The sequence below is a fragment of the Salegentibacter maritimus genome, from assembly GCF_016236975.1.
Lineage (GTDB): Bacteria > Bacteroidota > Bacteroidia > Flavobacteriales > Flavobacteriaceae > Salegentibacter > Salegentibacter maritimus.
Map to the genome: position 1 here is coordinate 186752 of NZ_JAEHNY010000004.1, position 14342 is coordinate 201093.

12 protein-coding genes are annotated in these 14342 nt (G+C 37.0%); 3 read left to right on the plus strand and 9 right to left on the minus strand.

What is annotated here, in order from left to right; translation table 11 throughout:
* Positions 1 to 248: 248 nt before the first annotated feature.
* A complete protein-coding gene (locus I6U50_RS05875) occupies positions 249 to 1253 on the minus strand; it encodes an LLM class flavin-dependent oxidoreductase (RefSeq protein ID WP_394370611.1) in 1005 nt (334 codons plus the stop codon).
* A 305-nt stretch (positions 1254 to 1558) separates the two neighbouring features.
* Between I6U50_RS05875 and I6U50_RS05880 the strand changes: the two genes are divergently transcribed.
* Entirely contained in the window at positions 1559 to 1924 is a 366-nt protein-coding gene (locus I6U50_RS05880) for a hypothetical protein (RefSeq protein WP_198638167.1), read from the plus strand.
* Between the two features lie 117 nt (positions 1925 to 2041).
* Positions 2042 to 2392 carry a DUF488 domain-containing protein gene (locus I6U50_RS05885; RefSeq protein WP_198638168.1) on the plus strand — a complete coding sequence of 117 codons (351 nt, stop codon included), beginning with the start codon at positions 2042 to 2044 and terminating at the stop codon, positions 2390 to 2392.
* A gap of 13 nt (positions 2393 to 2405) precedes the next feature.
* Here the strand turns inward: I6U50_RS05885 and I6U50_RS05890 are convergent, their stop codons facing one another.
* From I6U50_RS05890 to tamL, 8 genes are all read right to left on the minus strand, one after another.
* A complete protein-coding gene (locus I6U50_RS05890) occupies positions 2406 to 3377 on the minus strand; it encodes a YpdA family putative bacillithiol disulfide reductase (protein ID WP_198638169.1) in 972 nt (323 codons plus the stop codon).
* Positions 3364 to 4026, minus strand: coding sequence for a ribulose-phosphate 3-epimerase (gene rpe / locus I6U50_RS05895; RefSeq protein WP_193711567.1), 663 nt, complete (start codon positions 4024 to 4026; stop codon positions 3364 to 3366). Before rpe ends, I6U50_RS05890 begins: the two co-directional genes overlap by 14 nt.
* A gap of 315 nt (positions 4027 to 4341) precedes the next feature.
* Positions 4342 to 5205 (minus strand): sigma-70 family RNA polymerase sigma factor, encoded by an 864-nt coding sequence (locus I6U50_RS05900; protein WP_011708302.1) that lies wholly within the window; start codon positions 5203 to 5205, stop codon positions 4342 to 4344.
* A 674-nt stretch (positions 5206 to 5879) separates the two neighbouring features.
* Positions 5880 to 8114: a polyribonucleotide nucleotidyltransferase gene (locus I6U50_RS05905; protein ID WP_193711566.1), complete on the minus strand. Its 2235-nt coding sequence runs from the start codon at positions 8112 to 8114 to the stop codon at positions 5880 to 5882.
* A 312-nt stretch (positions 8115 to 8426) separates the two neighbouring features.
* A complete protein-coding gene (rpsO, locus tag I6U50_RS05910; protein ID WP_193711565.1) occupies positions 8427 to 8696 on the minus strand; it encodes a 30S ribosomal protein S15 in 270 nt (89 codons plus the stop codon).
* 101 nt (positions 8697 to 8797) lie between these two features.
* On the minus strand, positions 8798 to 9655 hold the full coding sequence (gene accD, locus I6U50_RS05915; RefSeq protein WP_193711564.1) for an acetyl-CoA carboxylase, carboxyltransferase subunit beta: 858 nt from the start codon (positions 9653 to 9655) through the stop codon (positions 8798 to 8800).
* Positions 9656 to 9767: 112 nt separating this feature from the next.
* On the minus strand, positions 9768 to 10835 hold the full coding sequence (gene fbaA / locus I6U50_RS05920; protein ID WP_198638170.1) for a class II fructose-bisphosphate aldolase: 1068 nt from the start codon (positions 10833 to 10835) through the stop codon (positions 9768 to 9770).
* Between the two features lie 45 nt (positions 10836 to 10880).
* Positions 10881 to 13454, minus strand: a complete 2574-nt coding sequence (gene tamL, locus I6U50_RS05925; RefSeq protein ID WP_198638171.1) for a translocation and assembly module lipoprotein TamL — start codon at positions 13452 to 13454, stop codon at positions 10881 to 10883.
* 37 nt (positions 13455 to 13491) lie between these two features.
* Here tamL and I6U50_RS05930 point away from each other — a divergent pair, with 37 nt between their 5' ends.
* Positions 13492 to 14223: a TrmH family RNA methyltransferase gene (locus I6U50_RS05930; RefSeq protein WP_198638172.1), complete on the plus strand. Its 732-nt coding sequence runs from the start codon at positions 13492 to 13494 to the stop codon at positions 14221 to 14223.
* Positions 14224 to 14342: the final 119 nt, after the last annotated feature.

Consider the following 14342-nt stretch of genomic DNA (forward strand, 5'->3'; position numbering starts at 1 on the left):
CTCGGAAGGGTTTCTTGTTCAGTAAGCAGTAACTCAGTAGGCAGTGTGCAGTTTCAGTAAGCAGTAATTTAGTATGCAGTATGCGGTCTCAGTCCGCAATTTTTGCAAGTTTTTATTTAATGCATGGACCATTACACAAGGCTTTCGTAGTCCAACCTAACGAATTAACGAATCCCGAGTTAACAAATTAACTATTTAACCAATTCACGAATCTCGAACCCACTAAAGTCGACCGTCTAAAGACTAAACTAAATCTCTCCCTTCATAATCTCTGAAAATATTTCAAAAGATCGTAATCTATCATTGTGGTCATAGATGTGGGAAACTGCAATAATCTCATTTACGCCTGTTTCTTGAATAAAAGCATTGGTTTTTTCTTTTACTGTTTTAGCATCCCCAATAAATGCATATTTAAGCATTCGTTGAAAACCTGGATGAGCAAGAATTTCTTTATGCTCACTGGTAAACTCTTCCGGAGGCTGCATATAATCTATATTTCCGCTCATCACGCCAAGCATCATTTTAATAAGCGATGTCGATATTTTTTCAGCTTTAGCCGTTGTGTCGGCAGCGATTATATTTACCCCGGCAATAGTATAGGGTTCTTGTAGAAATTTTGATGGTTTGAAATTATTGTGATAAATACTAAGCGCCTGGTGTAGTTGGGCAGGTGCAAAATGACTGGCAAAAACGTATGGCAGGCCTTGTTCAGCCGCGAGTTGGGCACTATCTGTACTGGAACCCAAAATATAAACAGGAACATTTACACCCTCTGCCACGGTGGCCCGTACCTGTGCCTTTGTATTCTCTGCAGAAAAATAGTTTTGGATTTTTTTTACTTCCTCGGGAAACTTAAAAACCGACTTCATTCTATCTGAGCGGATTTCCTGTGCGGTAACTTGATCGGTGCCAGGAGCTCTTCCCAGTCCTAAATCTATTCTATTGGGATATAGTGTGCCCAGGGTGCCAAATTGTTCGGCAACAATTAAAGGGGAGTGATTAGGAAGCATAATCCCACCTGAGCCTACTTTAATCTTGGAAGTACCACCTGCAATATATCCTATTAATACTGAAGTGGCAGCACTGGCAATACTTAGCATGTTATGATGCTCGGCAAGCCAAAACCTCTTGTATCCCAGTACTTCGGCTTTTTGTGCAAGGTCTAAACTTCTGTCAAAAGTTTCTTTAACATTAGAGTCTCTAGCTACGGTGGCCAATTCAAGAATCGAATAGGGGATATCCCTTAATTTTATATCCATTTTAGGTGTATTTTATATCTGTACATAGCCGAAATAGGTGAGAAATCCTTACAGAAAATCCACATAAACCCTTTATTTTCCGACTATTTTCAGGTGGTCTACTAATAAAAAGTTAAAAGTGTAATTGTGTTTTTGTCTGTAATTCGGTAACAAAAAAGTCTTTTAGACACTTTTTTGTTACGAAAAATTGAATTAATTTAGATATATTAACAACTAGGAGTTAAATTTCGCATAAAAAGTTTCTGCCCGTTAAGTATACCTATAATTTAGCCTAAAACAAACCAATAAAATTAACACCTATGGCATCTTACTTAAATACCAACGAAATAAGATTGAGCCTTCAGCAACTGGTGAAACAATATGTTGAAGAGTGCGAATCTTGTAAACAACTCTCTGATGAATTTGTTAGCCTGATTAAACATAATTTTTGTGCTAAATATGTTTACTATAACAAAGATAAACAGCAAATTGAAATAGGGATTGAGGCTTCTGAAGCTCCAGACACGTATCCGGACATTAAAATTTATAAATTTCCGGTAAAGAAAGCGGTAAAATGGTTGGATAAATCATTTAAAGATCAAAAACGAGATTTAGAATTTTATGGGAAACTTCTAAATAGGAATGATAACTTTAATTCCTCTGAAATTGTTTTGATGAATAGATAAAGATTTAATCACCAGTAATTAGCCGCCTAAGTAATTTTATTCGTTGTTCTTTTTTTTTAGTAAAACGAATAAAGTTATGTAGGCGGTTTTTATATATCTGCTTTTTATCTTTAGAATATGAATATAGAAATAGCAAGAATATACGAAGATAAAAAGGATTCGAAAAATATAAGGATTTTAGTCGACAGGCTCTGGCCCCGGGGCATCTCTAAAGAAGATGCATCTTTAGGTTATTGGCATAAAGAATGGGCGCCAGGAGATGATTTACGAAAGAAATTTCATTTAAATAAAGTTTCCTGGGATGAGTTTAGAAAAAGTTATAGGATAGAATTAAAGAAGAATAAAGAAAACATTTTAAAAGATTTAGCAGAACTGGATAAAAGAAAAACTCTTCAACTTTTATACGGCTCTAAGGATAAAAAGCATAATCACGCATTAGTTTTAAAAGAATTTTTGGAAGATCTTTAAAGTAAGCCGTAACTTATTTAGCCAGATCTTCCATAATCATTTTAGCATGTATCCGAGAGTTTTCTATAAACCATTTATGAGTTTCTACGCCGCCACAAATAACTCCTGCAAGGTAAATTCCCTTTACATTCGTTTCCATTGTTTCCTTATTATATTGCGGGATTTTTTTTCCATCATCAGATAGATTAATACCCATACTTTTCAGAAAATCAAAATTAGGACGGTATCCGGTAAGCAGGAGTACAAAGTCGTTTTCCAGGGTTGCTAAGCCTTCCGGAGTATCAATAACTACCTGATTTGGCCTAATTTCCTTTAAGTTGGCATTAAAGAATGCCTTAATGCTACCTTCTTCAATTCGGTTAACTATATCGGGACGTACCCAATATTTTACCCTGGGGCCAATATCTTCCTTCCTAACTATCATAGTAACATCACCACCTTTTCGGTATATTTCTAGAGCGGCATCTACAGCCGAATTGCTAGCGCCAACCACAAGGGTTTTTAAGGTGGCATAATAATGCGGATCTCCGTAATAATGGGCCACTTTAGGTAAATCTTCTCCGGGGATATTCAAATAATTTGGGATATCGTAAAAACCGGTGGCAACCACTATATTCTTTGCTTCGTATTCTCCTTTAGAACTGGTTATTTTGTGAATTTCTCCTTGCGATTTTACTTTGGTAACTTTTTCAAATAAATTGATGTTAATTTTATTTGAAGTGGCTATTCGCCGGTAATATTCTAGCGCCTCGGCTTTTCTGGGTTTCGGGTTGTTGCTGATAAAAGGGATGCCATTCAACTCTAGTTTTTCTGATGTAGAAAAGAAGGTCATGTTGTTCGGGTAATGGTATAACGAATTTACCAAACAACCTTTTTCCAGGATGAGGTACGACAGATTTTTTTTCTCTGCTTCGAGGGCGCAGGCTATACCAATAGGGCCGCCACCTATTATAATTAAATCGTAAATGTTTTTAGGAGTTTGCAAGATTTTTTAAGTCTTTTATGGTTTCTACCTGATCTTCAGCTTTAAAGACATAACTGCCGGCCACCAAAATATCTGCACCGGCCTTTACCAGTTGAGAAGCATTTTCATTGGTTACTCCACCATCAATTTCAATTAAAGTAGCGGCATTATGCGTAACGATAAGCTCCTTTAAACGTTGCACTTTTTGGTAAGTGTTTTCAATAAAGCTTTGCCCGCCAAAACCTGGATTTACACTCATGATGCATACTAGGTCGATATCATTAATCACATCTTTCAATAAATCTACATTCGTATGGGGATTTATGGCTACACCGGCTTTCATTCCTTCGGCCTTTATTGCTTGCAGCGTACGGTGTAAATGGGGGCAGGCTTCGTAATGTACCGTTAGATTATCGGCTCCCAATTTTGCAAATTCTTTAATGTACCGATCAGGATCTACAATCATTAAATGAACATCAATGGTCTTTTCTGCATGTTTGGAAATAGCCTGAAGTACGGGCATTCCAAAGGAGATGTTGGGTACAAAAACACCATCCATAATATCTATATGAAACCAGTCGGCTTCACTTTTGTTCACCATTTCAATATCACGCTGAAGATTGGCAAAATCGGCAGCAAGTATAGATGGAGCAATAAGTTTTGTTGTCATAGTTTTTGTGCTGTATGTATGTACACGCAAAAATAACAAGATTATACGTATTTGATGCTTTCTGTAAAATTATTTAAGAGGCAGTTTTTATTTCATATAACTTCATCATAAACTTAAATATTGGACGGTTTAAAAAGTATGGTAATTATGTTTTTAGAGAGGAGAAACGCTTTTAGATTCTAATTTGTTAAATGTAATTAATAAAGGCATATAAAAAAACCCCGGTTCATCACGCCGGGGTCATTCATCAATCAAAAAACGAACAGTTATGTTAGCCGGCCGTCGCCGGAGTTAACTGTTGTCACCTTAAATATCTTAACCTAAATAGGTTTTTAAAATCTTACTTCTTGAAGTATGCTTTAATCTTCTTATCGCTTTTTCTTTAATTTGTCTAACTCTTTCTCTGGTAAGATCAAAAGTTTCCCCAATTTCTTCAAGCGTCATAGGGTGCTGGTCTCCAAGCCCAAAGTATAAACGAATTACATCAGCTTCACGCGGAGTTAAAGTTTCTAAAGCACGCTCTATCTCGGTTCTTAAAGACTCGTGTAAAAGTTCTTTATCGGGATTTGGAGATTCTCCAGAACGTAAAACGTCATAAAGGTTAGAATCTTCACCTTCTACCAGTGGAGCATCCATAGAAACATGACGTCCGGAATTCTTCATAGATTCCTTAACATCATTAATAGTCATATCCAGCTCTTTCGCTATTTCTTCTGCGCTTGGTGGGCGCTCGTGAGATTGCTCAAGAAAAGCAAAGGTTTTGTTGATCTTGTTTATAGATCCAATTTTATTTAGTGGTAAACGAACAATACGTGATTGCTCTGCCAGTGCCTGAAGAATAGACTGGCGAATCCACCATACAGCATAGGAGATAAATTTAAAACCACGAGTCTCATCAAAACGTTTCGCAGCCTTAATCAATCCTAAATTTCCTTCATTAATAAGGTCGGGTAGGGTTAACCCCTGATTTTGATATTGTTTTGCCACCGACACCACAAAACGTAAATTCGCTTTGGTTAATTTCTCCAAAGCGCGGTCATCACCCGCTTTAATGCGTTGTGCTAATTCTACCTCTTCATCGGCAGTAATTAGATCAACCTTACCAATTTCTTGCAAATACTTATCTAGCGAAGCAGTTTCACGGTTCGTTACCTGCTTCGTAATCTTAAGTTGTCTCATCTATCGTCTCCTTGGATTTTAATTGTGAATAGCTCTTGTATTAGTTTATACGTAAAGACTCGTCTAAATGTTACAGAAAACCGTAATTATTTTTTTATTTTAAAAAACCATGTAGAGTTTTTTATAGCCTTTTGACTGGTGTATAGGATGATACACGCTTTTTGTCGTCTAAAATCTTTTTGAAGAATTGGATGCTTTTAAAAATTATTTTCGTTAAATAGCTTATATCACCCGTAAAGTAGATTGCATACTACACTCATAATTTAATGCTTTGTTGATAGGTAGCCAGGTAACTTATTCATTAATATAGTATATTGTTTTAGGTTTTAAGTACTTCGTGGACGTTCCCCTACGGGTCGGGCTTTTCGCTGCAAGTCCGCGTTCGTTGCACTCACTGTGGGCTTTCCGCTGCAATCCCTAACGCATAAAAAAGTTTGCAGTCTCAGTCTTAAGTTTGCAGTTGGGGTAACAGTATATATTTCAGTGTAGCAAACTAACGAATCACGATGTAAGGAATGCATAATCTTACTAGCCTCTACCCACTAACAACTCAGGTAGATATGTAGTTTGCAATCGCCGAAGTTTTACTAAAACATTTCTAACATATAAGAAAAGGCATAAAAAAATCCCCGAAAAAAATTCCCGGGGATTTAATTTGTAAAGATTAAGACTAATTAGTCTTTATTTCTACGATCTTTTTGATCTCTACCTCGACGATCATCACGACTACGATTGTCTCTAGAGCCGCGGTTATCGCGATTACTATCTCTAGGCGGACGAGACTGATAACCTTCTGGTTTTTCCAATAAAGCCTTTCTTGAAACTTTTTCCTTTCGGGTTTTAGGGTCTATACCAAAGTACTTTACATCTATTATATCACCAAGGTTTACAATATCAGTAACATTATCGGTTCTTTCCCAGGCAAGCTCAGAAATATGTAATAGCACCTCATTTCCGGGAGCGTCTACATACTCTACTACTGCACCAAAGTCCAATACCTTAATTACTTTCACCTCGTAAACGCTTCCTTTTTCAGGTTTAAAGGTAACTGAGTCTATTTTAGCCAGAACTTTGTCAATTCCCGCCTGATCTGTTCCTAGAATTTCAACAATACCTTCCTCGGTTTCTGGATCTTCATTGATCACAATCTCAGTTCCGGTAGTTTTTTGCAGTTCCTGGATTACCTTTCCACCAGGCCCAATAAGTGCACCAATAAACTCATTAGGAATTCTTCTGGTGATAATTTTTGGAGCATGTGCTTTTACCTGCTCATTTGGTTGAGCAATAGTATCAGTAAGTTTTTCAAGGATATGTAGTCTTCCTGCACGCGCTTGTTTCAAGGCTTTTACTAAAATTTCGTAAGGAAGTCCTTTTACTTTTATGTCCATTTGGCAAGCAGTAATTCCGTCGGCTGTTCCGGTTACTTTAAAGTCCATATCTCCAAGGTGATCTTCATCTCCAAGGATATCTGAAAGTACCGCGTGACGTTCGCCATCAGAAATTAATCCCATAGCAATACCAGATACAGGTTTTGTCATTTTTACCCCGGCATCCATCATGGCCATAGTTCCGGCGCAAACCGTTGCCATAGAAGACGATCCGTTAGATTCTAATACTTCTGAAACTACTCTTACCGTGTAAGGGTTGTTCTCAGGAATCATTCCTTTTAATGCACGCTGGGCAAGGTTTCCGTGTCCAATTTCACGTCTTGAAGTACCTCTAATTGGGTAAGCTTCTCCTGTACAAAATGGAGGGAAATTATAATGTAGGTAAAAAGTTTCTTCACCCTGGTGTGTTGGCATGTCTATGGTATTGGCTTCTCTGGAAGTACCTAAAGTTACCGTTGCCAATGCTTGAGTTTCCCCACGGGTAAAAATAGCCGAACCGTGTACCGATGGTAAATAATCGGTTTCACACCAAATAGGTCTAATCTCGTCGGTTTTTCTACCATCAAGACGAATACCTTCGGCAAGAGTAAGTTCTCTTACTGCCTCTTTTTCGGTTTTGCTATAATATTGTTTGATTAGCTTTTCGTTTTCTTCTAATTCTTCTTCAGAAAATAAAGCCAGTACTTCTTCTTTTACGGCAGCAAAAGCTTCACTACGTTCTTTTTTGCTGTGGCCACCTTTGGCAATCTCGTAGATTTTATCGTAGGCAGCTTCCCGAACTTTTTGCTCAATATCTTCTTTCTCTTCAGCGGTAGCATATTCCCTAACCGGTTTTTTGCCAAAAGCTTCTGCAAGGCGTACTTGAGCGTCTATTTGTTTTTTAATATGTTCGTGGGCAAATTGGATGGCTTCAGCCATTTCTTCTTCAGAAATTTCTTTCATCTCACCTTCTACCATCATCACAGAATCTGCAGAAGCACCAATAATCATATCAATATCTGAATCTTGTAACTGGCTGCGGCTTGGATTTATTATAAACTCTCCATCTATTCTTGCTACACGGGCTTCAGAAATAGGAGTTTCAAAAGGAATATCAGAAAGTTGAATAGCAGCCGAAGCAGCAAGTCCTGCCAAAGCATCTGGCATTACTTCTTCGTCATGAGACATCAGCTGAATCATTACCTGGGTCTCTGTTTTATAATCTGATGGGAAAAGCGGGCGCAAAACACGGTCTACAATTCTCATGGTTAAAACTTCGCCGTCACTTGGTCTTGCTTCTCTTTTAAAGAAACCACCCGGGTAGCGTCCTGCGGCAGCAAATTTTTCTCTGTAATCTACAGTTAGTGGAAAGAAATCCATAGTACTTTCTTTGTAAGAAGATACTACGGTACAAAGCAACATAGCGTTGCCCATTTGAACAACAACCGACCCGTGGGCCTGTTTTGCTAATTTTCCGGTTTCGATAGAGATTTCTCTTCCATCTCCTAAATCGATAACCTCTTTAAATGTTTGTGGAATCATAATTTTGAATTCTTCGTTTGATCTGAATAACTTCACCAGATCTTTTTGTTAAACAATGGTCTCCGCCTATACCGGACGGCCGGGTGTTGTGTTGTTGTGTGTTGTGTAGACCAATGAAAAACTACTCTCTTTGAGCGACAATTTTCTCGATAATCCTCTTGTATAAGGTCTCTTAGAGATACTTTATTTGATAATCGAGATTTAAATTACTTCGGGTAGGGCAATTACTTTTAGTTTAATAAACGCACCTAAAACAAAGTGATTTATAAATTATTATTATAAAAAAAGGGGGCGTAAAGCCCCCTCTGAAATTTATTTTCTTAATCCTAACTCTTTAATAATAGCACGATATCTCATGATATCTTTCTTTTTTAAGTAGTCAAGTAAGCTTCTTCTTTTACCAACCAATCTTACCAAAGAGCGTTCTGAGTTAAAGTCTTTACGATTCTTTTTTAAGTGGTCTGAAAGATGAGAGATTCGGTAAGTGAACAATGCAATTTGTCCTTCTGCAGAACCGGTATCGGTTTTGCCTTTTCCGTGTTTCTCAAAAATTTCTTCTTTTTTTTCTTTGGCTAAATACATTCCAATATTAATTTTAATGATTTTTATGTATTGACAGTTTTTCCGTCAGGCGGCAAAGATACTACTTTAAATATAATTACCTACTCAAAGAAAAATTTATTTTAAGCCCTTACTGGTTGATTTTGAATAAGATCTAAATAAAGATTTACTTTATCCTTAAGCTCAGACCTTTTTGTTATGAAATCTAAAAAGCCGTGTTCTTTTAAAAACTCTGAAGTTTGAAAATCTTTTGGAAGGTCTTTCCCGGTAGTATCTTTTACTACCCGTGGGCCCGCAAAACCAATTAAAGCACCAGGTTCTGAAATATTGATATCTCCTAACATCGCGAAAGAGGCGGTAGTACCTCCGGTAGTTGGATCTGTGGCTAGTGAAATATACGGAATACGAGCTTCTGCTAATTGTGCCAGCCTAACCGAAGTTTTTGCTAATTGCATTAGAGATAAAGCGGCTTCCTGCATTCTCGCCCCACCAGATTTAGAGATAATCATGAAGGGAATTTGATTTTTTAGTGAATAATCTGCTGCCCGGGCAATCTTCTCACCTACAACAGAACCCATCGAGCCACCAATAAACCTAAAGTCCATACAGGCAATTACAAGGTCTTTTCCTTTAGACTTTCCAACAGCGGTACGCACGGCATCGTTAAGCTCGGTCTTTTCCTGAGCTGTTTTTAAGCGCTCGGTATATTTTTTAGTGTCCTTGAAGTTTAAAGGGTCTTTAGAAGTCATACCCTTATCCAATTCTTTGAATTTATTATCATCAAAAAGGATTTTAAAATATTCTTTACTACCAATTCTTACGTGATATCCGTCTTCCGGACTTACATAAAAATTACTTTCTAATTGCTCTGCATCTACAATCTTACCGGTAGGTGATTTATACCAAAGACCCTTTGGAACATCTTTTTTGTGTTCTGTGGGTGTTTGAATTCCTTTTTGTGTTCTTTTAAACCAAGCCATATATTTTTCAGGTTTCAGGTTTTGGTTTATTGTATGGGAAATAAACCAAAAGTTTTACTTAAAATAAAAACAGCCGGAATTTTAAAATTCCAGCTGTTTTAAAAAATTAAATTTATAGAGTGTTTACGTTATTAAGGTCTTCGAAAGCCTTTTTTAGTCGGGCTTTAAAAGTAAGTTCTCCTTCACGTAACCATTTTCTTGGATCGTAATGCTTTTTGTTAGGTACATCGTCTCCTTCAGGATTACCAATTTGGGCAGCAAGATAATCTTTCTTTTCTCCCATATAATCGCGAATTCCTTCAAGGTAAGCATATTGAAGGTCTGTATCTATATTCATTTTAATTACGCCATAGCCAATTGCTTCGCGAATTTCTTCAACTGTAGAACCGCTACCTCCGTGGAATACAAAATCAATATTGTTTTCTTCCACACCATATTTTTCTGAAATATACTCTTGTGAATTTTTAAGAATTTTTGGTGTAAGTTTTACGTTTCCTGGTTTGTAAACCCCGTGTACGTTTCCAAAAGCAGCAGCAATAGTGAATTGGTCACTTACTTTGCTTAATTCTTCATAGGCATAAGCTACCTCCTCTGGTTGAGTGTATAATTTTGAAGAATCGATATCGGTATTATCTACACCGTCTTCTTCACCTCCGGTAACTCCAAGCTCAATTTCAAGGGTCATTCCCATTTTACTCATTCTTTCCAGATATTTCTTGCAGGTTTCAATGTTTTCCTGAAGCGACTCTTCTGAAAGATCTATCATATGCGAGCTGTATAACGGCTTTCCAAATTGCTCGAAATGTTTTTCACTGGCATCAAGTAAACCGTCTACCCAGGGAAGTAATTTTTTCGCGCAATGGTCTGTATGTAAAATTACCACGACACCATAAGCTTCAGCAAGTTCGTGCACGTGTTTAGCACCTGCTACAGCTCCTAAAATAGCAGCTTTTTCATTTTCGTTAGACAAACCTTTTCCAGCGTTAAACTGGCCACCCCCATTGGAAAACTGAATGATTACCGGAGAATTTAATTCGGCAGCGGTTTCCATTACAGCATTCATACTGCTGGAGCTTATTACGTTTACTGCGGGAAGGGCAAAGCCCTTTTTCTTGGCGTAATTAAAAATTTCTTGTACTTCTTTTCCTGTAGCTACGCCAGGTTTAATGTTATGACTCATAATTTTAGTTGAATTAGAAATACAAAAATAAGAAAATATGTTAGCTTAGAAAGGATAATTGATACCTACATTGTAGACGGCGTGATTAAAGTTGTAATCTCTTAACCAGCGATTGCCTTCAGGCAGGGCAGGGTCGTAGGTTTTAAAGCCAATATCAAATCTTAAAACAAAAAAGTTAAAATCGTACCTTAGTCCAAAACCAGAACCTATGGCGATGTTTTTAAGGTCTGCAAAAGACTCGAAAGTTGCTTTTTCGTCTTCAACAATATCCAGGACATTCCAAATATTTCCAACATCAATAAAAACGGCCGAATTTAAAGAGCCAAATAAATTATAACGGTATTCGGCATTAAGGGCCAGTTTCATATTAGCCTCGTTAAATTCATTTCGGCCGCCACTGCTTCCGGGGCCAAGGTCGTAGGCCCGCCAGGCTCTGTTGTCGTTAGGGCCTCCGGCAAAAAAGCTTCTTACAAAAGGGATGCTGTTTGCATTTCCATAAGGGATGGCTACCCCTCCAAAAGCACGGAATGCAAAGATATTGTCCCTGCCTAAATCCCAATGCTTAATAAAATCGAGTTCGGTTTTAACATATTGGGAATAATTAACCCCTAATACACTATAAGTTCCATTCTCATTTTTGGTAAAATCGGCCAGGGAAGAAATGGCAGATAGTACATTTCCGGCAGTTTCTATTTTAAATCTAAATCGGGTAAACTCCTGGTCGTATAGATTCTTCTTGGTATTCCATAAATAGGTGTAATTGGTAGCGAATATAAGGTTGTTCTCGGTAAGACGCTTTTTGCGCTCTCCTATGTTATTTACCAGTCGTTTTTGGTCTTGGTTTAAGCCGGTGGTTCCTCCGGTATTGTTAGAAATGTCCCTAATGAAATTTTCAGCACCCGTAGGAATACTTAACAAGCCTTCTGAATTTAAATACGAAGGATTAGTCACTATATTTCCCGACTGGATAATTTGGTTTAGATCGTTATAAGAATTCCTATATACATTAAAGTAATTATCTATATTCAGGTTTCTTACATATTGAATATTTAAAAAATCCAGGCGATTTGAAAGCTTTGAAGAAGGATTCCATCTATAATTAAGAATGCCCGTAAGGTTACGTTTGTCGAGCCCAATATTGTTTTGAGTGCTAACCCCAAGGCTAAGTGATGTAAAGGGTTGCATGTATTTTGGAATAAAACGATCTGTATTAATAGGTAGAAATATTCGTGGGAAAGTAAGTTTTAGGTCGGCTCCAATTTCTGAAATATCAAAAAAGCGATCGTCATTGCCACTTATAGCAGCGTCTGTAGAAGAACCTATGCTTCCACGGCCTGAAATTTCAAAATTTTCAGCTCCTTTAAATACGTTTCTTATTAAAAGTGAGCCCCCAAAACCAATCCCGAATTTTTGGATATTACTTTGTGAAACATCAAAATCAAATCCCAGGGAATATTTTGGTTGTGGTGTTAAAAAAATATTAGCGATAAGGTCACTACGGGTAGAATCTGCAGGATCTGGGGTGAATTGTACATTGGGATATTTAAAAATTCGTAAAGAGTTTAAGCGATTATAGGTCCTGGAACGTGAAATGTCACTGTAGGTATTTCCGGGTTTTATAAAAACGGCATCGGTAATGGCTTGCGGTTTATAGCGCTGCTTTTCAAAACTGTAAAGCGTGTAGCCATCTTCGGTGGTAATACTATCTGTAAGTGTTTGGTTTCGGTTAGCGTATTTATAATCTGTAAAAATGTTAACCTTGCTTATTTCATGGATTTTAAATGGAACCCTTGAACTGGTGTCGGTTTCAGATGCGAAACGATTTTTTATAATAAGGGTCGTGTTTACCTTTTTTCCGGTGTTTATGGTATCTGCATTAAAGCTTATGTATTCCTGGTCAAAATTATAAACACCGCTATTTCTAAAAAGAGAAGTAAGCCGGTCTCTTTCTTCATTAATGTCTAATGTCTTATATTGCATGCCCTCTTTTATGATAGATTTATCTCTATGCAACTCATATAAAGAGTCTAAAACCTTAGAAGAGATGCTGGTAGTGATAGAGTCTAACTGATATGCTTCTCCAGTCGTTACATTATAAGTTACATGGGCGCGTTTCTTTTTTTTATTTGAAGGGGTTATCTCATAATTGGTTTCTACATTAAACCATCCATTGTTCCAATACCACGAATTTAATCGATTAACAGATTTTTGAGTTTCTTCTTTGCTTACAATTACCGGAGCTTCCCCCGTACTTTTTATCCATTCATTTAAAGATTTTTTTGAATGTAATAATTTTTCAAACTGCTTGTATGATAGAATATTTGTAAGCGTATTTTTCTTACTTTCATTCTTTAAGTATTTTTCGCTTAAAATCGAATCTATATCGGGGCGGGCAAGATTATAAAAATGAAGTCGTAGCGGTATGCCCAAAAAGCTGGTGTTTGGTTCCTGGTAGAGCTGATTATAAATACGGCTTTCTTTAATCTTTTCGTTATTTACGAAAATCTCATTGCTAGTGAGCAGTTTGTCATCACCCTCTACGCGTTTTACGGCATTACAGGAAATTAAAAAAAGCAAGCTTAAAAAAAATAATGATATTTTTGCGAAATGCCGATTCAAACACACATTTTTAAGAGATCAAAATTACATTTTTTGTATGGTTAGTAAAAGCCAAATTAAGTTAATAACCAGTCTTGCACAAAAAAAATATCGTTCTAAACATACACTTTTTGTAGCTGAGGGTATTAAAACAATAAACGAGCTTATAAACTCGAAATTTTCTTTAGAGCGACTTTTTACTACCGAACAAGATTTTGGAGTTCCTGCCAGCAAAATTCAAAAAATAGACGAAAAGGAACTTAAGAAAATAAGCTTTCTTAAAACCCCACAGGTCGCATTAGCTTTATTTAAAATTCCACAGGAGTTTGAGATTAAAGATGAAAACCTAATTCTGGCTTTAGACGGAGTTAGGGACCCTGGAAATTTGGGTACTATTATTAGGCTTTGTGATTGGTTTGGAATAAAGAGCCTGGTTTGCTCTAAAGACTCGGTAGATTGTTTTAACCCCAAAGTGGTACAGGCAACTATGGGGTCTTTGGCCCGCGTGAATATTGTATATCGTGATTTAAAGAATTATATTGAAGAATCAGGATTGCCCGTATATGGAGCTTTTATGGAAGGGGAGAATGTTTACAATGCTGAAACTAAGGAAAAGGCAATTTTGGTAATGGGGAATGAAGCCAATGGAGTCTCAATAGAAATTGAAGCATTGGTAGAAAAGAAAATAAGCATTCCGCGTTTTGGAGAATTAAAAGAAACCGAAAGTCTCAATGTGGCCACGGCAACAGCAATTCTTTTAAGTGAATTTAGACGCAAAAGTTTTACTTAAAACCTCTGGTTTGCTATTTTTCTGCAGGTACCTGCTTTAAAATATCAACAAATCAAACCCGAAAACTCATGTTGGTTTACCAGGAAGTTAAGATATACTTTTTAAAATGGCCTTCAGGA